The sequence below is a fragment of the Swingsia samuiensis genome, from assembly GCF_006542355.1.
In the GTDB taxonomy this organism is placed as follows: domain Bacteria; phylum Pseudomonadota; class Alphaproteobacteria; order Acetobacterales; family Acetobacteraceae; genus Gluconobacter; species Gluconobacter samuiensis.
In genome coordinates this window covers 759,727-782,107 of sequence record NZ_CP038141.1, presented here as the reverse complement: position 1 = coordinate 782,107, position 22,381 = coordinate 759,727, and the positions used below count along the sequence as shown (strand labels likewise).

Below are 22,381 nucleotides of genomic sequence, written 5' to 3'. Positions count from 1 at the left end.
TAAGGGCTTTGTCACTACGTTTCATACCGTAGTAACAAAGCCCTTTTTGTATTTTATAAAAAAAATTCCTCTTTACATTTTGTAATGAAAATCTTTGAAAGATGGCACGTTTAAGGCAAAAGAACCTCAAGGGGGAGTGAAATTATGACAACGACTTCAGGTCTTATTGTTAGTTCAGGCCAATATAAGGGGACGCCTCCAAATGAGAAGGTGCATTCGAGCTACCGGCTAAGCTCGGGTGAAGACCAGTCTGATATGACGATTTTGGCTGGCGGGTATGTTTACGAAGATGCTGGCGTTACGATTACAAACCTCACGCTAGAAGCAGCCTCAGGAAGTGCGCCTGCAGGGCACTTGGATGGTGATAGCGGAAAGCCTCTGCCGAATGATGCACCATCAAGTTCTGCTGCTGTTGTTACTGGTAAAGTTGAGAACCACGGCCTTCTTGGTTATGTCTGGATGACAGGTTCTGAAACAGTTTATCCAGGTGGCTCTTCTCTTAATGAGTGGGTTCGTAATGGAGGAAAGCGTACAGTTTTAGCAGGAGGTGTAATTAACGCTGGTTCTGTATTGAACTCAGGCGTTGACTATATTTCATCTGGTGGTCTTGTTGATGGTGCGAGTATCCGTCCGGGTGGAACACGAAACCTCTATACTGGTGCGCGCCAAATAAATGGCGTTAACGTTTGGTCCGGTGCTGTATTAAATGTTTATTCGGGAGCGGATGTTAATGGAACATCTTCTGACCCAATCAGTGTAAGTTCCGGTGGTTTAATTAGTGGTACTCCAGACTCCGTATTAAGTGGGGTTATTGTAAATAACGGTACGATTTCAAGTACGGTTGTAAATGGTAGCGGTACAGTCGAAAATGTGGGTTCCACAGGTCGCACCGTTGACCAGTGGGTTACGAACAGTGCTGTTCGTAATGTTTCATCTGGTGCGGTAGTGAGCAACGGCCGCATTGATAATAACGGTGTTGACAACATTCTTTCGGGCGGTTCTGCGATTAGCGGCTCTGTTGCGAATGGCGGCACGCGTAACCTTCAAAGCGGTGCGTATACCGAGAATGACCTTGTTCACTCTGCTGGAACGGTCAATGTTTCATCCGGTGCTACTGTTAATAGTGCGGTTGTTCAAAGCGGCGGTCAGATCCTTGCGAATTCAGCCGGTGTTTTGTCTGGCGTGATTTCAAATGATGGTCTGATTTCAGGTGGTCTTGTTAAAGGCTCTGAAACGATTACCAGTAACGGTGTCCATAGCGCAGGTGAAATTGCCAGTGGCGGTAATGTCACGGTCCTCAGTGGTGCAAAATTCTCCAGCGGTCAGGTTGATAGTGGCGGGCTTCTGACGGTTTCATCGGGTGGTCTGTTATATCAGACCAATATTTCCGGTGGTACGGTCAAAGTCTTTGGTAATGGCCCCAATGATAATGGCACGACCAATGGCTTGCAGTGGGTTGGCTCAAGTGGTTCTGCTATTCTGCAGAATACAGTGTGGAACAATGGCACGCCCATGTCATCGATCCCCCCTGTTGACAGCACGGGCAGTGGTGTTGGCCTGAACAAGGACAACACGATTACTCTGAACTCTGGTGCGACCTGGCGCCATGCGTACATAAATGCGAAGGGGCATAACGTTGTTAACAGCGGCGGTACGTCGGATGATATCTACATGGTTGGCGGCGATATGGTCGTTAACTCTGGAGGTAAGATCGGCAGCAGTGGTGCGACGGTTGGATCTGGCGCTGTTCTGACGGTTTCGAGCGGCGGTACGATTGACGGCACGGTTCAGCTGGTTAGCGGCGGCTCAGCAACGGTTGATAAGAATGCCGGCGGCATCATTGACATGAACGGTGACAAGAACACAGGTCTTGTCATTACGGGTCTTGAAAATGGTGGTACATTTACAACCCGCGTTACTGGGTTTAACGGCACGAAACCTGAAAGTTCGAACTCTGGTCTGTCCCAGGCTGCTGGAGGGGATTCGGATGGTATCGTCCTTGCGGGTGTTAAACAGGCTGATGTTAAGAGCGTCACCTACCCTGATGACAACCATGTTCAGATTGCTCTGAAGAATGGCTCCATCATCAACCTGAATGTTGATAATGCGAAGAAACAGGGCTTCTCACTGGTTTCCTCACACAACCGTTCCGGTGTTCAGGATGGCACACTGGTTTATGAGGTCTGCTTCTTGGCGGGCTCCATGATCCGCACGCCATCGGGTGAAACCGCAGTTGAAGAGATGAAGATCGGTGATGTTGTGCAGACACTGGATGCTGTCAGTGGAACGATGGTTTCCAAAACAGTGACCTGGGTTGGCCACAAGCATGCTGATGTTGATGTGACCGCTTCTGACGAAGATGCAGGCTATCCTGTTCGCGTTCTTAAGGATGCGTTGGGAGAGAATGTTCCAAGTCAGGATCTGTTGATCACGGCAGAGCACAGCCTGTTTGTCGAGGGACGCTTTGTTCCTGTGCGTATGCTGGTGAATGGCCGGAGCATCTTCTACGATCGCAGCTTTGTAAGCTATGACTACTACCATGTTGAAACAGAAGAGCATTCTGTGATCTGGGCGAATAATGCTCCGACAGAAAGCTATCTGGATACAGGGAACCGTCGTAGCTTTGCACAAAGTGGTCAGGTTGTTGATCTATCGGCTGGTGCTTCTGCCAAGAGCTGGGCTTCGGATGCTGCTGTTCCATTGGAAGTCAGCCGTGCGTTTGTTGAGCCTGTCTATCACCGTCTGATGGCCCGTGCGATTGAGGCTGGTGTTGCTGCTCAAACGGCAGACCGTCAGGTGACGCATGAGCATAACCTACACCTTGTGACGAAGGATGGTCAGGTTCTGAAGGCCGTTCGTCACAGCCATGATCGTGTTGTGTTCAGCTTGCCACCTCAGACCGATGGTATTCGTCTGGTCTCACGTGTTGGTCGTCCATCGGTTGCGGTTGGTCCGTTTGTGGATGATCGTCGTGACTTGGGTGTTCTGATTGGTGAGATGGTTGTTCTGAATGCTCAGAGCCGCCATGAGGTTGGTGCGCATCTTGAGCAGGCTGATCTGTCGGGTTGGGATGTTCAGGAGTCCAGCCCTTGCCGTTGGACGCAGGGGAATGCGTATGTCCCTGTGAAGACAGGCAAAGACTTCAGTCTTTTCAGTGTTCAGGTTCTTGCGGCTGGTCCGTATGTTCTTGAAGAAGATGCGAGTGTCTCTTCTGTTGCTTCCATCAGTGCCTAATGGATTTCTGATGCTCTCGCGTTAGAGGGAATGAACCGTCAGGGTTCTTCTTTCTAACCCGAAGAATGGTGAAATAAGGGCTTTGTCACTACGTTTCATACCGTAGTAACAAAGCCCTTTCCATTTGATCCTCACAAAAGATAAACTATAATAAATAGTTATTATAAAAAAACATACATATTTTTTGTTTTTAATTTGACTTACGGTGCTATGTGGTGGTTATATCTTAAATACCGAATTATGAGAGATAAATATAATCTCAGCCACAAGGACAAAAAGTATGACGACGAAGGTTCTCAATACGTCGGAAAATAACGTGGCGTTACATGGCGAAAAGCCAAACTATATACATTCATTAAATGTTGAGCCGATTTCTCCTGCTATTGGGGCGATAATCCATAATTTTGATTTGTCGCAGCCCTTAACCTCTACGGTTTTATCGCAGATTAACGAATTGTTCTTGCAATATCAGGTGTTGTTTTTTCGAAATCAGAATTTAGCACCGAGCAAACAGCGAGATTTTGCGCGAGCTTTTGGTGAATTGCATATTCATCCCGTCTATCCGTCGCTTCCAGATGTGCCAGAAGCGATTATTCTGGATACGGCGCAGAACGACCTTAAAGATAATGCGCTTTGGCATATCGATGTAAGCTTTTCACCAACTCCTCCGCTGGGTGCTGTTTTGGCCGCGCGTCAATTGCCTCAATGTGGAGGAGATACGTTGTGGGCGAGTGGGACAGCGGCTTATCGTGCTCTTTCTTCAGAAATGAAAAGACACTTGGAGCACTTGACCGCTATTCATGACTTTACACGTTCTTTTCCGTTATCTCGGTTTGGTCGGACAGAAAAAGAACGTGAGTTGTGGGAGGAAACAAGACGTAAAAATCCTCCTGTGGAGCATCCGGTTATTCGGGTTCATCCTGAAACTGGAGAGCGTGCATTATATGTGAACCAAGGTTTCACAACTGAAATTTGTGGAATTGAGCGTGATGAAAGTGATGCACTGCTCAATTATTTGTTTCAGCATATCAGTAAACCAGATTTTTCCCTGCGTTGGCGCTGGCAAGATGGGGACGTGGCCTTTTGGGATAATCGCGTTACGCAGCATTATGCAATTGACGACTACCGCCCACATCGGCGTATCATGCATAGAGTAACTATTTTAGGAGATAAACCTGTAGGGCCGAGTATTACTTAAGGCTCTTTGAGAGCCTTTCACAGAAAGGACTGAGCTTATTTCATCGCATAATCGTCTTGCCTCTTGGCAAGTAACCATGATTTCTGTTGGAGGAATCATGGGAGCGGGTCTCTTTGTGGGGACCTCTGCTACAATTTCATCAGCTGGCCCAGCCGTATTGCTTGCCTATATATTGGCAGGATTATTTGTTTGGGCTGTTATGCTTGTAATGGGGAAATTAGCCAGTCAATCTAGGCGTAAAGGTTCATTCATAACGTGGGTTGAAGAGAGCTTGGGGCGTCAAGCTGCTTTTGTTACGGGATGGAGTTATGCCTTTTTGTGGGTTGTCACGGCTGGCGCACAAGCAATAGCAGGTGGTTTACTTCTTAAAGCTATTATGGGGTTACCCGTTAGCATAGGTGCTGTTGGCTTTATTATTTTAGGCTTGGTTTTAAATATTATGCCTGTGAAAGCCTATGGGTCAGCAGAAGCTTTTCTTTCTATTTTGAAGTTATTAGCCTTGGCGCTTTTTGCATGCGTTGGGTTTGAGTGGCTCTTTACCACATCTGGATCTCTGCAATTGGTGGATCAACACTTATTCCACGATGGAGGTGGGTTTTCTCCAATGGGAGTATGGGGTGTTTTAACGGTTGTCCCCATGATTGTGCAGACATTTAGTGGATGTGAAATTGCTGTTGTGGCTGCATCCGATAGTATGAACCCGTTAGAGAACATTAAACGGGCCGTAAAGCGCTTACCGTTTTTAATTTTGCTTTTTTATTTTGGTTCTGTGCTTGTTATTCTTTCAGTTGTTTCCTGGACGAGTATTATCTCAGGGCAATCTCCATTCTTATATGTCATGCAAAAGATAGGGATTCCTATTGCGGAGTATATCGCGATGGGGGTGACGTTATTAGCCGTTATTTCATGCTTGAACTCAGCTAAGTATGTTGTTTCAAGAGTTGTTAATGAATTATCAGGAATAGGGTGTGCTCCAACGCGCTTACAAAAATCGAGCGAAGGAAGTGTGCCTGTTTATGCTGTCATACTGACATCCGTGGCAGAGTTACTCATTGTTGGATCAGCTCTTTATTCGCCTTCGCATATTTATTCCGTTCTTTTGGAGGCGTCTGGAGGGGTTATAATGATTGTGTATTTTTTAGTGTGCTTTGCCTTTATCAAAGTGCATAGAAAAGAAGCTTTAACGCCACATTATCTACTCGCACTTATATCAAGTGCTTTGGTCGTTGTGTTTTTTCTAATTATGTTGGCTAATCATGCTGCCCGATATGATGCGTTGTTGGCATTGGGAAGTACTCTTGCTTTTGGCGTGCTGGGCATGTTGTTTGTAAAGAAGAGATTGGCTTAAGAGTTTAAAAGCTCATTTGTTTTTTGAGATAAAAAGACCTTGGTATATGCAAATGAGTATATAAAAATTATGGCTGATGAGAGAACGGCTGAATAAGCCGTTCCCATGAGCTGGAAGTATTTCATGGCAAAGAAGCTTACGGGAAAATAGAGCGTAATAACGATTGAACGGATGAGTAAAACGAGAGACACTTTGCCCGAGACAATGAGTATTGCCCTTACTGGTACAAAGTACATATCTATCAGTGAGCTGATGAGTAAAAGAATCAAAAAGTTTTTTTCGAATGAGTATTGAATATTCATCATTTTATACATGATGAAGTTTCCGAAAAAGATAGCGATCCCCAAGCAGACAAAAGATATTTTGGAGAAAAGAGCTAAGAATTTAGAAAGGCTTTTGTTTATGAGGGCCCATTCATTTTTGTTTCTAAGCTGAACAAAGACAGGATAAATCGTGGGAACCATGAGTTGAGAGAGGTGAGATATTCCGGTGCTGACTTTGCGGGTTACTCTGTATATCGCTGCATTTTGTGGGCCTAAGAACTTGCTAATAAAGAGGAAGCTTCCTTTTTGAAAAACCTCATCAATAATATCGCTTAAACTTGTTTTAATGGTGAAAGAGACAATACCAGACGGGTATTCGATTTTTTGTAAGGGGAGAGATAAAAACTTTCTAAAAGTAATTTTATCTTTGACTAAAAAAGCTGCATAAGCCGATGTAAAAATGAACAAAGATATTTGTGTTGCCATCCATATTATTAAAAAATAATCGATTTTGAGGTGAAATAAAGATCCGATAAAACATCCAGTTGTTTGGATACAGGAACTAATGGCCTGAAATAATGAGATTGCTTTAAATTTCTCGTCCAGCTGCAAAATGCCATTTGACCACCCCGTATTCATAAAAAGAATTGTGAATGTGGCTAGCTCAGCGAGATGTTGATAAGAACTGGGCCAAAGCATGTATTGGTTAAAATAGTGAATACACAGGAAGCTGATCCCTGCTCCAGCAAAAGAACTAATCAGGTCAAATCGTATACTTAAACCAAGAATATGTTGGAATGCTGCTATATTTTTATGTTTCCAAAAGTCCGTGCCATAATGAAGAAGTGTCTGCCAGGACTTTAATTGTGTAATATCAGAGACGAGCGTAACAAATTCGATAATAATTAGAAGGTAACCATATTCGGTTAACCCTAAAGCCTGAATACTGAGTGGAATATAGATAAAACTTAGGGCAGCATTAACAATTCTGCTGATAGCAAGTATTCCAGTGTTGCTTATTATTCTTTGGAATGTTGTCTCAGACCGCATTATATTCAATTATAACATGAATATTAGGAAAGAATAAATAATGGATGAGGTATGGTTTTCCATAGTCCTTACCTTTTATGAGTTATTAAACATCCAAATCTTCAACAGAACGAGCATGTTCCTGAATAAAACGGAAACGTAGTTCTGGCTTGCGTCCCATTAGGCTTTCTACTCGGTCGCTTGTCATAAGCCTGTCTTCTGGGAGAGCCACAACGCGTAAAAGAGTCCTTTTAGCGGGATCCATTGTTGTCTGCTTCAGATCTTTTACAGGCATTTCGCCAAGTCCTTTAAAGCGAGATACTTCCACTTTAGCGTTCGCCTTAAAGTCTGATTTGATGCGTCGATCACGATCCTGATCGTTCATGGCATAGACCGTCTTAGAGCCATGCGTCAGGCGGTATAGCGGTGGTTGAGCAAGGTAGAGATGGCCACTGCGAACAAGCTCTCCCATTTCCCGATAAAAGAATGTCATTAAAAGGGATGCAATATGAGCGCCATCGACGTCAGCATCAGTCATGATAATGACGCGCCCATAACGTAAATTTTTGACATTACAAGAAGAGCCTACACCGCAGCCTAATGCTTCTGTTAGGTCTCGTAACTCTTGGTTGGCACGTAATTTGTCAGCCGTTGCGGATGCAACATTTAGAATTTTACCACGGAGGGGAAGAACCGCTTGTGTTTCACGGTCCCGTGCTTGTCGTGCGGACCCACCGGCCGATTCCCCTTCAACAAGAAAGATTTCTGTCTCAGCAGCATTCTCACGCGTACAATCCGTAAGCTTTCCGGGAAGCCTTAGTTTACGAGTCGCACTTTTACGAGCCGTTTCTTTTACTTCTCGGCGGCGGAGGCGATCTTCTGCTCGCTCAATCATAACAGCGAGAAGATTATCTGCCTGTTGAGGATTTCCCCCTAACCAATGATCGATTCTATCACGTAAGGCCCCTTCAACGAGTCGAGCGGCTTCGTGTGTTGTGAGTTTGTCTTTTGTCTGCCCCTGAAACTGGGGGTCTCGAATGAAAACGGATAGTTTAGCGCTTACAGTGCCTAAAATATCTTCGGCTGTAATGGCAGATGCCCGTTTGATTTTTCGTTGATCACCCCACGCACGAAAACCTTTAACAAGGGCAGAGCGGAAGCCATTTTCGTGTGTACCCCCTTGAGGGGTTGGAATGGTATTACAGTAGGACGTGAGGGTGCTTATGCTGTTCTCAAGGAAAGCAACTGCCCATTCCACTTTTCCGCCCGTTCGTCCGTCTGCAGCAAGGGGAAGTTCAGCCTCTCCAGCCCATACAGGAGCAATCAGAGCAGGAGAATCACCCAATTCTGCTGTTAAGGCATCTTCTAGACCATTGGGAAACTGGATGAGTTTATCTGAAGGTGTGCTGTCATCCCCGGTTTTAATCAGGTTGGGCTCACATTTCCAATGGATGGTAACCCCACGGAAAAGAGCTGCCTTTGAGGCACATAATTTATAAAGCCGAGCAGCAGAAAAAATGTGATTCCCAAAAATTTCTGCATCCGGCGTGAAGCGTACCGTCGTTCCTCGTCGGTTGGGTGCATTACCGACATTTTCAAGCGGTCCGCTGGGGGTTCCGCGTGAGAAAACCTGACGATAAAGGGTGCGATCTCGGGCAACCTCAACGATGAGTTGTTCTGATAGCGCATTGACGACAGAACTACCAACCCCATGTAATCCGCCAGATGTGTCGTATGCTTTACTGGAGAACTTTCCCCCGGCGTGGAGAGTGGTGAAAATTACTTCAAGAGCCGATTTGTCTGGGAATTTGGGGTGAGGGTCTGTTGGTACGCCTCGACCATTATCCCGCACCATCAATGTTCGTGAATTTTCAAGAAAAACGTCAATGCTACTTGCATGGCCCGCGACGGCTTCATCCATAGCATTATCGAGGATTTCAGAGGCTAGATGGTGGTAGGCATTATCGTCTGTTCCACCAATATACATGCCCGGACGCCGACGAACTGGTTCAAGGCCTTCCAGAACTTCAATGTCATGGGCATCATAATTGGTGCTGACAACGTTTTTGCGTTTGTCAGCACGTTTGGACTTCTTTGTTTTGTCTGATTCAAACAGATCGCTCATATATTCGTTGTCGCTGGCCTATGAGAGAACGTCAAGCGATCTAGATGAAGTTTGATCAATTTATATATAAAACTTATGAACGATGGCTACGCTTGCGGCTGGAGCGATGAGCAATGCCGTGACGAGAGTGCCGCTCAGAAGATGATGACGAGCAGCTTTCAAACGAAGCAGGCTGAGCAACGTCTTTTGCTGCTGCATAATGGGCAAGGTCAGCCCCTGTTTCGAGAGAATTGATTTCGTCAAACATGGCTTCACGTTGTTGGCAAAAGATTGTGCCAGATTTTAAGCCACCAAGAGATTGAATATCTGCCAACTGGGTGATGTAATCATCATGAGCGGATTGAGCACGACGTCCGTAAGTGGAACGGAAATATCCATCAATGCTATGCTCTGCTTCTGTCAATTGAGGGCGGAATTTTGCGACAAAAGCATTATATTGATCCTGCGTTTTGCAAGACAAAGCTGTAACCATCAGTTCAGACTTTAAGCCTTCGACTGCGAATGCTTCATGTATGGGGGAATTGTTACAGTCTGCTGCAGATACGCTCTGCGTTGAAACAAAAGCTGCACATGAAAGACCAAGAGCAATCAAGCGAGCTGAAGAACGTCGGAACAGAGAAGGCATTAAAAACTCCGAAACGCAGAAAAGAAGTTGGGAACGAGCCGTTGTATAGTCCAGATATCATGCCCTGGAGAAGGGGTCATGTATCTTGTGAAGACATTATTTATCAGGTGTGGGGTTCAAACATAAATAGATGGCGGAAAAGGGGCATAATGGGGGTAGTAAAAAAAAATACTTAAAACGCTGATATTCTTTCGTAATCTTCTTTCATAGAATGTATTCCTGTTCTACATCTCACAATTCATTCGTCGCTGGGAAAGCGATGTGTTTTATCATAATGCGTTGGAGATGCTTGTGCGTCTGTTCGGTTCCGCCATTTCTTTGGGGTCGGTTTTTGCGGCCTCTCTTCTTCTCTCTGGTTGTGTCCAAAAACCAGTTGTGCAGCGTGTTATCCCACCGAATCCGTTTGGATATCAAAAGCTTTCCGCTGTTTGCCGCGTTTCGCCAGTAACAACAGCACCTGATGGCACGATGAGTGTAAATATTGCTATTCGTAGCGATGATGGTCTTTGTGCGCTTTCCCTACAGCAAACGGGTGGTGGAAATTACGCTTCGTTTGGTGTGAACCCTGCTCCAGAGCATGGTAAAGCATTTTTCTATAATTATGATAACCATACTTATCTTACATACACGGCAGAAACAGCGTATGCTGGCTCAGATACCTTTACGGCTGAATTGGTTGCTGGTCCAGGTAAGAAGCGCGACCATTTGGTTGCCCATATAACGGTTGATGCAACGGGTGTTGTAGCTGCAAAACCAGCAGTTGCTCCAGCAGCGACAAAGGCAACGCGGAGCAAAAGAGCGGTACGTCATGTAACACACAGACGGGCTAAGCATCGCTAATTCTATCAGTGTAAAGCGGGTTAAGTCGCTTTTTTAGTGGCTTAACCCTTAAAAAAATAGAATAAAAAAAGACCGGCTATCAAAACTGATGCCGGTCTTTTTTATGAGATATTAGTCTCTACAGATGGAAGAAATTATTGGAAATCAATTTCTACGCGTCTGTTTTGAGGCTCACGTGTGTTAGGCTTTGTGGAAACAAGAGGGTTACTTTCACCAAAGCCTTTGGTTGTTATAAGGCCTGCAGAGACACCATCACGGATAAGCTCCGCTTTAACACTTTGTGCGCGACGCTCAGAGAGTTGTAGATTGTAGTTTTGTCCACGAACTCCAGGGTGTGCAGCAGAGCTGTCTGTATACCCATTAACCAAAATGTGAGTTACTTGTGTTGCAGAAGAACTCTTTGCCGCTGCGGCAACAACAGCTCGTGCACGGGCACTGAGTGTTGCAGAGCTCCAATCAAAGAAAACAAGGTATTGTCTGCTTGCAGATGGAGCAGGTGGAGCTGTTGTGGTGACAACAGGTGGTGGAGGTGGCGCAGGATTAAACTCGTAACGCAAGCCAAGCATCAAAGAATGGTTAAAGTCTGTCCGTGTGTCACGGCTTCCAGATGCCCATTCTGTGGTATTTCTGCGTGTGTTCCATCCGCCGATCTCACCAACGGCAAATGAAGAGTGGTGAGTCGTGCCCACTTGAGAGTAGAATCGATATTCAGCTGTTGCAGAAAGACCAACAACCCATGGAACAGGGAACGCAAGACCAAACATGGCTTGATAAGCAAAGCCACCTCGTGTGCCGCCCGTAATTTGGTCAAACTCAGCGTTGGTGCCTTCAATCATTGTGTGTGTTTTTTGACGGCCATAACCAATACCGCCACCAAAATATGGATATACCCAAGAATAACCGATATCCATATCGAACAGGGCGTTGGCCATTGCACCGTAATTGTGTTGGTGTCCCCACACATTAGATGAGAATAAATTCCCACTGCTGCGGAAACCTTGGTAACGACTGTTACGGTAGTTGCCTTCGACTTCTACACGAAAACCGTTTCCGAAGCCCCAACCGATGCTTCCTAAGCCAGTAACACCTGTGTGGTAACGGTCTTTACCACTTGGAAAAATAGGGGAAAGACGAACGGTCTGGTCTTGCTTGAAGTTGGCACCACCTTCGCCAGCAATATACAACCCTTGAACAGGTTGTGCATGCGCAAAGCCGATCGCAAGCATCGATACGCTTGCAGTGAGCCCAGCCCGGGCAAGGCAGGTCCTGAAGACGGATCGCTGCTTCATGTCAATTCTCTCCAACCAACCCAAATTAAACATTCTTTTTGCTGAAAGTGTCGATAATGGCAACGAGCATTATTCCTTAGAGACGGATTTTTTAGCGTTAATAAACCACAAGTTTATTCTGTGTGGCTTCTTTCCCACAGTTTAGTCGAATACATCTTCACCAAGTTGCCGTGGACTAAACGTTTTTTCAATAGCAGATGAAATATTATCAACATCGAGTTCTAAAATCCATAAATCTGGATCATATTTCGTTTGGCGTTTTAAATAATCATCCGTGTCTGTAAAGGATTGGGTGTCGGATCGATCCCACTTGTTTTGATTTTCTCTCAGAATTACACAATTACTATCACGGTCCCGCAATACGATTAATATGGCTCCGGCATCTTCATCTCCCTTATGGAGGATCGTAGCAAAGATGTTGGAGCTGGCCATTTGTCGAATAAGGGCACGAACCCATAAGCCACTTTTAAGGGATTGAAACATTTCTTCTTTTAATCAGGAATGGTGTTTAAAGCTGCATTATAAGCAATTTTGGAAGATAATAAAAATTTTGCAGCATCTATATCAAGGTCACTTCCAAGGGCGGCCGGGCAATGACGGCGAATGGCAAGGATTTTGTCGACCGGGGCCGGATAACGGCTGTTTCGTGCTAAAAGAATAGCATCTTGTTGAAGGTTTATACCTGATAGAAGGCTGTGAAGTTGTTTCTTGAGGTTGTCCGTTCCATTAGACGTACAAATTTGGGGCATGACCCCAAGGCTTTGAATGGGCCATCCAAGAGGAGCTTGATTTCGACTCCATGTAACAAATAGTTCCCCTCCATTGGGCATTTGGCCGATAATCTGCACCAAGCCTTTACCAAAGGTTTCACTCCCGACAATGACGGCGCGACGATGGTCTGCTAGTGCGGCCGCAAGGATTTCGGCAGCACTGGCTGTTCTGCCATCGACAAGGATAACAATTGGTGTCCCATTCGTCATGTCGCCGCCCTGCACAGCCCACACATGATTAGCCTGAGGATCACGACCATGGGTAGTAACTGCAATCCCGTGGTCAAGGAAAAGGGCCGCCGCTGTTACAGCTTGTTGAAGAACACCGCCTCGATCGCCTCTTAAATCAAGAATAATGCCAGGAGCGGGGGAGTTTTTGTGTGAGGAGGGGGTATTAATAATTTGATCGAGATATTGGCTAATTTCTTCAGCAGTTTGGGTGGAGAAGGAATGGATCGTTAAAATTGAAAATGGCCCTAATGTAGAAAAGAAAACAGTTTCTGGAGGGACTTGTGAGCGGGTTAATTTAAAAGTCTGTTCGCGGTGAGGGGCTACAGAGACTGTAATTGAGACGTCGGTCTGATCGTCTCCATCCAGTAAATTCTGAAGGACGTCTAAGGGTTTATTGCGGGTAGCTTGCCCGTTAATGGCAATTACCTTTTGATTAAGATCCAGCCCCGCTTCCCATGCTGGGCCATTTGTATTGATGGCAGAGATGAAAACAGAGCGATTTTTTTTCTCCAGCGTGATGCCAATATTCCCCTTGTTCCCTGTACGCTTCATGCGGTCTGTTGAAGCCGTTTCTGGGCCAAGGTAGCGGGAGTAAGGGTCAAGATGATTAAATAATTCGTCAAAAAATCCTTGTAAGAGAGCATCATTTCCTGCGTCACGGATGGTCGAGGAATGTTCCCATGCTAATTTCATCGCGTGGGCAATAAGCTCTGCCCAACTCTTCTTGTCTTCACTATGAGGGATAGGGTGTTGGAAGAGAATATTTTGATTTTGGGTAATAATGAGAGTTTCAGGTAGGGGATGATCGGGGGAGTTGTTGCCGGGCTTCTCTGAAACAATAATGGATGGATCGATTGCTGTTAGACCGTCTAATCCCCATAGGCAGAACTCCCGTATAGAGTGTGGCTCAAGGGTGCGTGGTTTTAAGAACCCTAACGCAGAGAAAAGAACATCTCGTGCCATGGGTTCAGAAAAAGAGGTCGACTGCGAAGGTGTTGTCGTGAGTTGAGCGTAAGCGGTTGAACTTATTCCTGATAAACCGATACAAAAAAAGGTCACAATAAGCCAAGAACAATGCGTGGCCTTACGAACTTTATCCTGAAATATAGTCATAAGGCGTATAACATAATTCTAAAATGAAGCTTTCAAATTGTATAAGGGTAACATTCTGACCTTTTGTTTGAGCAGCACGCCACAAAAGAAGCCATCAGTAAAGAGACCCCTGATACATTATTTTTTAAAGTGTATTAAAAACACATAAAAAATTATTCCGCTTCTTTTTTAGATACCTTCTTTTTGGTTGGTGTATTTTTTTTCTTGGTTGATCGAGGGGTAGGCATTTTTTTCTCGTCTGTCGCTTTGGTTGAAGTGGCCTTTTCTTTGCTTTTTTTGGTTTTGGACGTGGTTTTTTTTACTTTGCCTTTAAGGGGTTTCCCTTTTTCAGCGAGTAAATCAATCGCCTCTTCGAGTGTTACGGCGTCCATATCACTATCTTTTGGTAAGTTAGCGATAGTTTGTCCGTGTTGTACGTAAGGGCCAAAGCGCCCTTTGCGGACCATAACGGTTTCTTTGTCTTTAGGGTGAGCTCCTAAATTACGAATGGAGGCAAGTTTTTTGGCAAGGCTGTCTACCGCTCTGTTAAGACCAAGGGTGAGAACATCATCATCTTTGTCTAATGCGCCGTAAATGCTTCCCATTTTTACGAAAGGCCCAAACCGTCCTAGTCCAGCTTCTATCTTTTCGCCCGTTTCTGGGTGGAGGCCCACAAAGCGTGGTAAAGATAGAAGGCCGAGAGCTTGCTCAAGAGTAATATGATTACCATCTATCCCTTTGGGGATCGTTGTTCTTTTTGGCTTTGCTTTCTTGTCTTCTGGGTTGGGCTCGCCTTTTTGAATATATAGCCCATAGGGACCACGGCGGATTGTAATATTTTCCCCTGTTTCAGGATCTTCTCCCAACATTTTAGGGCCGTCGTTCAGTCCTTCTTCTGCTTCAGCCTCATCCACAACTAACCGGCGTGTAAATTGGCACGTTGGGTAATTAGAGCACCCAATAAAGGCACCAAACTTTCCTAATCGGAGGCCTAAGCGGCCTGTCCCACATGCGGTACATAGTCGTGGATCACCTCCATCGGATTTTGTCGGAAAGAAATGCTCGCCAAGGTCTTCATCTAAAGCATCAATAACATCTGAAATTTTCAGATCTTTGGTCTGTTCAACGGCATTTGAGAAATCTTGCCAGAAGGCTGCCATCACATCATGCCAATCTGCGCGGCCTCCGGAAATATCATCCAGCTGCTCCTCAAGAGAGGCTGTAAAGCCTGTATCAACATACCGTTCAAAGAAGGATGTTAAGAAGGCTGTGACCAGTCTCCCCCGATCTTCAGGTAAAAAGCGACGTGCTTCTAACTTTACATAATTACGATCGCGCAAAACGCTGAGGATGGATGCATAAGTAGAGGGACGGCCAATCCCAATTTCTTCCATTTTTTTGACAAGAGAAGCCTCAGAGTAACGAGGTGGAGGCTGTGTAAAGTGCTGTTCTGCAGAGACAGCGCCTGTTGAAAGGCGATCGCCTTCTGTCATAGAGGGAAGAAGCTTGCCTTCTTCTTCTTCGGTATTATCGTCACGACCTTCAATATAAAGTTTAAGAAAACCTTCAAACGCAATGGTAGAGCCCGTAGCGCGTAAAAGAGTTTGTTTTTGGGCATCTGCTAATGTGATGGCAACTTGATCAAGCTCAGCCGATTGCATTTGTGATGCAACAGATCTTTTCCAGATCAGGTCGTATAGTTTTTTCTGATCGGTGGTTAGAGCATGAGCCACATCTTTTGGAGTGTACTGAACAGATGTTGGACGAATGGCTTCGTGTGCTTCTTGGGCATTCTTTGCTTTAGTTGCATAGAGACGGGCATGCTGAGGAACATATTCAGCCCCTAAGGTGCTTTGGATATGTGACCGGATAGAACTGACTGCTTCTTGAGCCATGGTAACGCCGTCAGTTCGCATGTAGGTGATGAGACCAACTGTTTCCCCCGATAAATCGACGCCCTCATAAAGTTGTTGAGCTGTACGCATTGTGACTTGAGCACTCATACCGAGCTTACGGGAAGCTTCTTGTTGCAAGGTAGAGGTCGTGAATGGTGCAGGAGGATTACGTTTAACGCGTTTTTTTTCAACCGATTGAACGGTGAATTGAGATGACTGAACTTTATCACGGGCTGCAAAGGCAAGCGATTCATTGTTTAAATCGAATTGGCTTAATTTTTGTCCATTAAGGTGTGTTAAGCGCGCTTGAAAGTTTGCATTTTTCGGAGTGGAGAAATTACCTGTGACAGTCCAATATTCACGGGCTTTAAAGACCTCAATTTCGGCTTCACGTTCACATATAAGACGTAATGCAACGGATTGAACACGTCCTGCACTGCGGCTTCCTGGAAGTTTACGCCATAGAACGGGAGAAAGCGTAAAACCAACAAGGTAATCCAGTGCGCGGCGGGCAAGATATGCATCGATTAAGGGCTGGTCGAGGTTTCGTGGTCCAGCCATTGCTGTTTCGACCGCGGATTTCGTAATTTCATTAAATGTAACACGATGAACATTAATATTTTTAAGAAGCTTTTTATCTTCCAGAACACTGCGGACATGCCATGAAATGGCTTCACCTTCACGATCCGGGTCAGTGGCGAGATATAGATTCTTTGCACCTTTAAGAGCTTTGGCAATGGCTGCAATTTGCTTGGCGCCGCGTTCATCTGTTTGCCATGACATGGCAAAATTCTCATCCGGGCGCACACTTCCATCTTTGGGGGGGAGGTCACGTACGTGGCCAAATGACGCCAGTACTGTGTACCCGCTGCCCAGATATTTGTTGATTGTCTTAGCTTTAGCTGGGCTTTCGACTACCACAACGTCTGTCATTGCCACTCCGGTTTCGCATTACTAATTTCGATTCGGCAGCAACGCTACGCGTCCGCCGGGCACAAATTCAACAACCCCGCCGAGCTCGAGTTCTGCAAGGATCGATAAGACTGCCGAAACGGAGAACTGACAGCGCTGCACCACCTCGTCAACTGTTACTGGTGTGATTGAGAGCAAAGATTGCACATTTTCGAGCATAAGTGATGGGTCTTCAGGAGTAAAAGTCTGAATGGAATTCCAAGTCATTATAGGCTCCGAAAAACCAGAGGTAGAGTTATTAAAAACAACAGAATTCTGCCATGGAGCAGCCATTTTAGGTGGGAGCTGAGAGGGGAGATATGGCAGAATATCTTGTATGCTTTCGGTTAAAATTGCTCCGTTGCGAATTAAATTATTACTTCCGCGTGATCGTGGGTCTAAAGGGGAGCCCGGAACAGAAAAGAGTTCACGATTATAGCTTGCGGCGAGATCTGCTGTGATTAGGGTTCCAGAGTGCAAAGTCGCTTCGATTACAAGGCAACCGAGCGATAAGCCAGCGATTAAGCGATTCCGTCTTGGAAAATGACGTGCTTGAGGGATCGTTCCCATGGGCGCTTCGGTAATAAGGCATCCATTTTCACTGATTTTTTCTTGAAGTTTGGCATTTTCGAAAGGGTATGTGGTGTCTAACCCACCCGCGATGGCAGCAACGGTGAGATTAGAAAAAAGCGCTGCTTCATGAGCTGCCGAATCGATTCCTCGTGCTAGCCCTGAAACAACACATATCCCTTCATGAGAGAGTTCTGCTGAAATGCTTTCAGCAATGCGAATTCCAGCCGCAGAGGCATTCCGTGCGCCGACAATCCCGATTGACCGCATAGAGAGTTTAGAAAGATTGCCTTTAACAAAGAGGACTGGCGGTGCATCTGGAATAAGAGATAGAAGGTGAGGATAGTCATCATCCCCTCGGATGAGCATTTGCCCTCCTAAATGATGGAGCTGCTCTATCTCTTTTTCAATATCGGATTGTGGGGGGATAGTAGGGTTTTCTAAGCGTCCTGCACGCTTCATGCGCTCTGGTAATGCTTTTAAGGCATTCGCTGGGCTGCCATATTGACAGAGCAATTTACAGAAATTGATAGGACCAACGCCGGCAACCCGGGAAAGACGAAGAGCGTCAAGTCGGGATTGATCAGACAGAGTAAAGTGGTGGGTTGGCGATGTGGTCATCTCGCCAACCTAGAGATACTTCCTTAAAAAACCCTTTATGGAATGAGTGGACTGATCCGGGAGTTTTTTAGCTTTTAATTTGAGGCTCTTCGCCGTGGATCAGGCGTTTAATATTGCTCGTGTGTCGGACTAAGACGAGGAGGGTGATACACAGCGTTGCCAGCGGAAAATCTAAAAAAGCATGGTATGGGGCGAATAAAAGCATGATGAATGGAGCAATAAGAAATGCAACTAAAGCTCCAGCGGAAGATATGCGTGTTATTCGTGCAGTTAAGAGCCATACGGCGCAACAAATGAGGCCAACAGGCCAAGCGAGAATCCAAATGGCTCCAAGGCTGGTCGCAACACCTTTTCCGCCTTTGAAACCTAGCCAGATAGGAAAGCAATGACCAATGACAACGATAAAGGCCGCGCAAGCCATAGCTGGAATTGTTTGCGTTGGATGGGAGAGATAGTCTGCAAGGATGACAGCCACGCTTCCCTTCAGAGCATCAAGTAGTAACGTTGCCGCAGCAATCCCTTTTTTTCCGGTACGGAGCACATTGGTGGCACCAATATTACCAGAGCCAATTTTTCGGATGTCCCCGCCACCGCTGATGGCGGTTAAAATGAGACCAAAAGGAATGCTGCCGAGAAAATACGCTATAACGCTAATGATAGGAATGTTGAGGATCATAGATTATGCAATGCCTTGAGCAGTGAAAACTTCTTTTCCACGACGGAAGGTTTTTAGGACGCGTCCTTTTAGTTCCTGACGATCGAAGGGTGTATTTTGTGCTCGCCCAAGGAGTTCCCCTGATTTTACAACCCATGTTTGTTCGGGATCAAACAAACAGAGATCGGCTTCTTTCCCAACGGCAAGAGTGCCTGCCTCAAGATTGAGAAGTTGCGCTGGGGCTGAGGTTATAAGGCGCAGCGCATCAATAAGGGGTAAGCCTGCGCCAAGCGTCACACTGAGTAGGGTCACCAAGCCGGTGCCGCCAGCACGCGCCTGAGCAAAGGGTAAGCGCTTGTCATCTGCATCTGCTGGGGCGTGATCAGACGCGACGGCATCAATTGTGCCATCGGCAAGCGCCTGACATACCGCCAAGCGGTCTGTTTCATTACGTAGAGGAGGAGAGAGCTTTGCGTAGGTTCTGAAATCCCCAATGTCTTCTTCTGTCATTGAAAAATAAGGGGGAGCCGTATCACAGGTAATTTTCAGTCCCTTGGCTTTTGCTTGGCGAATAAGGTCCAGCCCTTCAGCTGTTGACACATGAGCGAAATGCAAGCGTGCGTTTGTCATTTCAGCAAGACGAATATCACGAGCTATCATAATAGCTTCAGCGGCGGCTGGAACTTGAGGAAGGCCCATGCGGACTGCGCGTGCACCAGCTGTTGCACATGCACCTTTGGCAAGAGATGGTTCTTCCGGGTGTTGAATAATTAATGTGTTAAGAAAACTGGAATAGGCGAGCAAATTTCGCATCTGTTTGGCATCAGAGATGGCGCGAGTTCCATCTGTGAATGCAACAGCCCCCGCATCATGAAGGAGGCCAAGTTCGGCCATTTCTGTTCCATTGCATCCGCGGGTAAGTGCCCCATATGGGTGGATAGAAATGATGCCAGTTTCTTCAGCGCGCGCTTTAATGAAATGAACGAGGGCTGGATCATCAATGGCTGGGGAAGTGTTGGGTAATATGGCGAGTGTTGTGATGCCGCCAGCAACAGCCGCCAAAGCGCCAGATTTAATACTTTCCCGATATTCAAAACCAGGCTCACCAATTGCGACGCGCATATCCACGAGGCCAGGGCATAAAACAGCTCCTTTTCCGTCAATGCGCTGGGCGTTTGGGGGAGGCTCTTTACTATCGAGAGCACGAATAAGGCCGTTTTCAACCGTAAGAGTGCCTAGCGAATCGCGCTTGGAGGCAGGGTCGATAATACGGACGTTTTCAAAGAAAATATTGGTCATGGAGACATCCGGGCCCGTGAAAGACGATCAAGTACAGCCATACGAATGGCGACACCCATTTCAACCTGTTCTGAAATGACACTCTGATCTGAATCAGCAACGTCAGAAGAAATCTCAACTCCACGGTTCATTGGGCCAGGGTGCATAACCAAAGCATTGGGTGCCGCTAGCCCTAGACGGCGTTTATCTAGTCCAAAAAAGCGGAAATATTCACGTGTGCTAGGAATGAGGCCTGCGCCCATACGCTCTTTCTGCAGACGGAGAGACATGACAACATCCGCCCCTCGGACGGCTTCATCCATATCTGAATAAAGAGAGACATTCCCTAGTTGGGCCATTGTTGAGGGAAGTAAAGTGGGTGGCCCGACCAGTCGGATTGAGTTGCCCATTGTGGAAAGAAGATGAATATTGGAGCGTGCTACACGGCTGTGTCCAATATCTCCACAAATTGTAATTGTCAGATCATTTAAACGTCCGAGGCGCCGTCGGATGGTAAGCGCATCGAGAAGAGCTTGGGTGGGGTGTTCATGCGTTCCATCGCCAGCGTTGATTACGCTGGCTTCTACTTTTTGAGATAAAAGGGCTGGCGCTCCTGACTGAGCATGCCTTACGACAAGAAGATCACAGCGCATGGCGTTAAGTGTGGAGGCCGTATCAAGAAGGGTTTCACCTTTATTGACCGAACTGGTGGCGACGGTCATGTTGATAACATCTGCACCAAGACGTTTCCCTGCAAGTTCGAAACTTGTACGGGTGCGGGTACTATCTTCAAAGAAAAGATTAATGACCGTTTGTCCTCGCAAAGCATCGCGCGGGGCTGAACGCGAGCGGCTTAGAAGGACATAGCTCTCCGCCAGATCAAGGAAAGGGACAATCTGATCTGCTGTTAGGCCCTCAATGCCTAATAAGTGCCGAGGAAGAAAAGAACGCTCAAGCACTGAGGACACTCGCGATACGTGCGAGAACCTCGTCACGACCTAAAGCATAAAGGGTAAGGTCAATTCCCGGAGAGGTGGTGGACCCTGTCATGGCCGCACGAAGAGGTTGAGCGACAGCTCCAAGCTTTAGTTCATGTTTTTCAGCATAAGCGCGGAGTGTTTTATCAATTTCTTCAGGGGTAAAGCTTGATAGTTCGGCTAAGTCTTTGCCAATTCCTGCAAGGATTGCACGTCCATTTTCATCCAGAAGCTTTTCTGCTTTTGGTGTGAATGTGAGAGGGAGTGTAAAGCCAGCAAATGCGGCGCTATCGGTAAGTTCAACAAGCGTTTTGGCGCGTTCTTTTAATCCGGGCATCATGGTAAGGATGCGAGCGCGTGTTTTATCGTTCGCGATGATGCCTTCACGGTTTTGCAACCGCTCCATAACATCATTGGTGAGGCGCTCATCATCGGCACGGCGCATCCAGACACCGTTGAGGTGTGTTAATTTCGCATAATCCATACGAGATGGGGATTGGCCAACACCGTCAAGATCGAACAGTTGTATTTGTTCTTCGCGGGAAAGGATTTCTGCATCGCCATGACCCCAGCCTAAGCGCAGAAGATAGTTATTGAGGGCTTCAGGGAGATAGCCTTCGTCTCTAAATTCAACAACAGACTGTGCGCCGTGGCGTTTGGAGAGTTTGGCACCATCTGGACCGTGGATAAGAGGGAGATGAGCAAACTGTGGTAGTTCCCAGCCAAGTGCACGGTAAATCATGGCTTGGCGGAAGGTGTTGGTAAGATGATCATCCCCACGAATGACATGTGTGATGTTCATGTCATGATCATCGCACACGACAGCGTGTAGATACGTTGGTGTGCCATCAGAACGTAGAATAATGAGGTCGTCCATTTCCGCATTCGCAACGCGGACTTCACCTTGAACGAGGTCTTTAATGACCGTCTCTCCCTCACGAGGGGCTTTGAGGCGAATAACATAAGGGGCGCCGGCAGGGGCCTCAGACGGATCACGGTCACGCCATGTTCCATCATAACGTGGTGCACGTTTTTCAGCGATTGCTTTTTCACGCATGGCTGTAAGCTCTTCTGGCGTGGAGAAGCACTTATAGGCCATGCCTTGGTCAAGAAGCTTGAGTGCCATTTCCGTATGGCGTTCTTGCCGTGAGGACTGGAAGACAGGTTCTTCGTCAGGCGTTAGTCCCATCCAAGCGAGACCATCAAAGATGACATCCACAGCTTTTTGGGTGGATCTCTCTTTATCAGTGTCTTCGATTCTAAGAAGGAACTGACCGCCATGATGGCGTGCAAAGAGGAAGTTAAAAAGGGCAGCCCGGGCATTACCAATATGTAGAAGACCCGTGGGGGATGGAGCAAAGCGTGTACGGATGGTCATAATGTTCTGCAT

Annotated in this window: 16 protein-coding genes; 4 read left to right on the top strand and 12 right to left on the bottom strand. The window is 46.4% G+C overall.

What is annotated here, in order from left to right; genetic code table 11:
- Positions 1-144: 144 nt before the first annotated feature.
- The 3 genes from E3D00_RS03570 (at position 145) to E3D00_RS03560 (ending at position 5,780) form a co-directional block, all read left to right on the top strand.
- Complete coding sequence (locus E3D00_RS03570; protein WP_141460003.1) at positions 145-3,234, top strand: Hint domain-containing protein; 3,090 nt, start codon at positions 145-147, stop codon at positions 3,232-3,234.
- A gap of 280 nt (positions 3,235-3,514) precedes the next feature.
- The gene (gene tauD / locus E3D00_RS03565; protein WP_141460001.1) at positions 3,515-4,432 is read left to right on the top strand and encodes a taurine dioxygenase; all 918 of its coding nucleotides are present in this window, start codon (positions 3,515-3,517) and stop codon (positions 4,430-4,432) included.
- A gap of 76 nt (positions 4,433-4,508) precedes the next feature.
- Entirely contained in the window at positions 4,509-5,780 is a 1,272-nt protein-coding gene (locus E3D00_RS03560) for an amino acid permease (protein ID WP_141459999.1), read from the top strand.
- On the opposite strand, the gene E3D00_RS03555 is transcribed toward E3D00_RS03560, so the two are convergent.
- From E3D00_RS03555 to E3D00_RS03545, 3 genes are all read right to left on the bottom strand, one after another.
- Positions 5,777-7,093, bottom strand: a complete 1,317-nt coding sequence (locus tag E3D00_RS03555) for a lipopolysaccharide biosynthesis protein (protein ID WP_141459997.1) — start codon at positions 7,091-7,093, stop codon at positions 5,777-5,779. The two genes, E3D00_RS03560 and E3D00_RS03555, sit on opposite strands and share 4 nt — an antisense overlap.
- Positions 7,094-7,178: 85 nt before the next feature.
- Entirely contained in the window at positions 7,179-9,197 is a 2,019-nt protein-coding gene (gene parE / locus E3D00_RS03550; protein WP_141459995.1) for a DNA topoisomerase IV subunit B, read from the bottom strand.
- A 73-nt stretch (positions 9,198-9,270) separates the two neighbouring features.
- The gene (locus E3D00_RS03545) at positions 9,271-9,822 is read right to left on the bottom strand and encodes a hypothetical protein (RefSeq protein ID WP_141459993.1); all 552 of its coding nucleotides are present in this window, start codon (positions 9,820-9,822) and stop codon (positions 9,271-9,273) included.
- A 261-nt stretch (positions 9,823-10,083) separates the two neighbouring features.
- Here E3D00_RS03545 and E3D00_RS03540 point away from each other — a divergent pair, with 261 nt between their 5' ends.
- Positions 10,084-10,662, top strand: a complete 579-nt coding sequence (locus E3D00_RS03540; protein ID WP_246091488.1) for a hypothetical protein — start codon at positions 10,084-10,086, stop codon at positions 10,660-10,662.
- A 134-nt stretch (positions 10,663-10,796) separates the two neighbouring features.
- Here E3D00_RS03540 and E3D00_RS03535 read toward each other — a convergent pair whose 3' ends face one another.
- The 9 genes from E3D00_RS03535 to gltX all read right to left on the bottom strand — a co-directional run bounded on the left by E3D00_RS03535 (position 10,797) and on the right by gltX (position 22,369).
- The gene (locus E3D00_RS03535) at positions 10,797-11,951 is read right to left on the bottom strand and encodes an OmpA family protein (RefSeq protein ID WP_141459991.1); all 1,155 of its coding nucleotides are present in this window, start codon (positions 11,949-11,951) and stop codon (positions 10,797-10,799) included.
- A 141-nt stretch (positions 11,952-12,092) separates the two neighbouring features.
- Entirely contained in the window at positions 12,093-12,434 is a 342-nt protein-coding gene (locus tag E3D00_RS03530) for a DUF1491 family protein (protein ID WP_141459989.1), read from the bottom strand.
- Between the two features lie 8 nt (positions 12,435-12,442).
- Complete coding sequence (locus E3D00_RS03525; protein WP_141459987.1) at positions 12,443-14,065, bottom strand: S41 family peptidase; 1,623 nt, start codon at positions 14,063-14,065, stop codon at positions 12,443-12,445.
- 152 nt (positions 14,066-14,217) lie between these two features.
- Positions 14,218-16,872 (bottom strand): type I DNA topoisomerase, encoded by a 2,655-nt coding sequence (gene topA, locus E3D00_RS03520; RefSeq protein ID WP_141459985.1) that lies wholly within the window; start codon positions 16,870-16,872, stop codon positions 14,218-14,220.
- A gap of 21 nt (positions 16,873-16,893) precedes the next feature.
- Complete coding sequence (dprA, locus tag E3D00_RS03515; protein WP_141459983.1) at positions 16,894-18,081, bottom strand: DNA-processing protein DprA; 1,188 nt, start codon at positions 18,079-18,081, stop codon at positions 16,894-16,896.
- Between the two features lie 67 nt (positions 18,082-18,148).
- Positions 18,149-18,757 (bottom strand): glycerol-3-phosphate 1-O-acyltransferase PlsY, encoded by a 609-nt coding sequence (plsY, locus tag E3D00_RS03510; RefSeq protein ID WP_141459981.1) that lies wholly within the window; start codon positions 18,755-18,757, stop codon positions 18,149-18,151.
- A gap of 3 nt (positions 18,758-18,760) precedes the next feature.
- Positions 18,761-20,035, bottom strand: a complete 1,275-nt coding sequence (locus E3D00_RS03505) for a dihydroorotase (RefSeq protein WP_141459979.1) — start codon at positions 20,033-20,035, stop codon at positions 18,761-18,763.
- Entirely contained in the window at positions 20,032-20,973 is a 942-nt protein-coding gene (locus E3D00_RS03500) for an aspartate carbamoyltransferase catalytic subunit (protein WP_141459976.1), read from the bottom strand. The genes E3D00_RS03505 and E3D00_RS03500 overlap by 4 nt, the downstream gene beginning before the upstream one ends.
- The gene (gene gltX / locus E3D00_RS03495) at positions 20,966-22,369 is read right to left on the bottom strand and encodes a glutamate--tRNA ligase (RefSeq protein WP_141462354.1); all 1,404 of its coding nucleotides are present in this window, start codon (positions 22,367-22,369) and stop codon (positions 20,966-20,968) included. Before gltX ends, E3D00_RS03500 begins: the two co-directional genes overlap by 8 nt.
- Between the last annotated feature and the right edge of the window lie 12 nt (positions 22,370-22,381).

Coding starts and splice junctions, on each gene's coding strand:
- E3D00_RS03570 (WP_141460003.1), top strand. CDS start 145: ATGACAACGACTTCAGGTCTTATTGTTAGTTCAGGCCAATATAAGGGG.
- tauD (WP_141460001.1), top strand. CDS start 3,515: ATGACGACGAAGGTTCTCAATACGTCGGAAAATAACGTGGCGTTACAT.
- E3D00_RS03560 (WP_141459999.1), top strand. CDS start 4,509: ATGATTTCTGTTGGAGGAATCATGGGAGCGGGTCTCTTTGTGGGGACC.
- E3D00_RS03555 (WP_141459997.1), bottom strand. CDS start 7,093: ATGCGGTCTGAGACAACATTCCAAAGAATAATAAGCAACACTGGAATA.
- parE (WP_141459995.1), bottom strand. CDS start 9,197: ATGAGCGATCTGTTTGAATCAGACAAAACAAAGAAGTCCAAACGTGCT.
- E3D00_RS03545 (WP_141459993.1), bottom strand. CDS start 9,822: ATGCCTTCTCTGTTCCGACGTTCTTCAGCTCGCTTGATTGCTCTTGGT.
- E3D00_RS03535 (WP_141459991.1), bottom strand. CDS start 11,951: ATGAAGCAGCGATCCGTCTTCAGGACCTGCCTTGCCCGGGCTGGGCTC.
- E3D00_RS03530 (WP_141459989.1), bottom strand. CDS start 12,434: ATGTTTCAATCCCTTAAAAGTGGCTTATGGGTTCGTGCCCTTATTCGA.
- E3D00_RS03525 (WP_141459987.1), bottom strand. CDS start 14,065: ATGACTATATTTCAGGATAAAGTTCGTAAGGCCACGCATTGTTCTTGG.
- topA (WP_141459985.1), bottom strand. CDS start 16,872: ATGACAGACGTTGTGGTAGTCGAAAGCCCAGCTAAAGCTAAGACAATC.
- dprA (WP_141459983.1), bottom strand. CDS start 18,081: ATGACCACATCGCCAACCCACCACTTTACTCTGTCTGATCAATCCCGA.
- plsY (WP_141459981.1), bottom strand. CDS start 18,757: ATGATCCTCAACATTCCTATCATTAGCGTTATAGCGTATTTTCTCGGC.
- E3D00_RS03505 (WP_141459979.1), bottom strand. CDS start 20,035: ATGACCAATATTTTCTTTGAAAACGTCCGTATTATCGACCCTGCCTCC.
- gltX (WP_141462354.1), bottom strand. CDS start 22,369: ATGACCATCCGTACACGCTTTGCTCCATCCCCCACGGGTCTTCTACAT.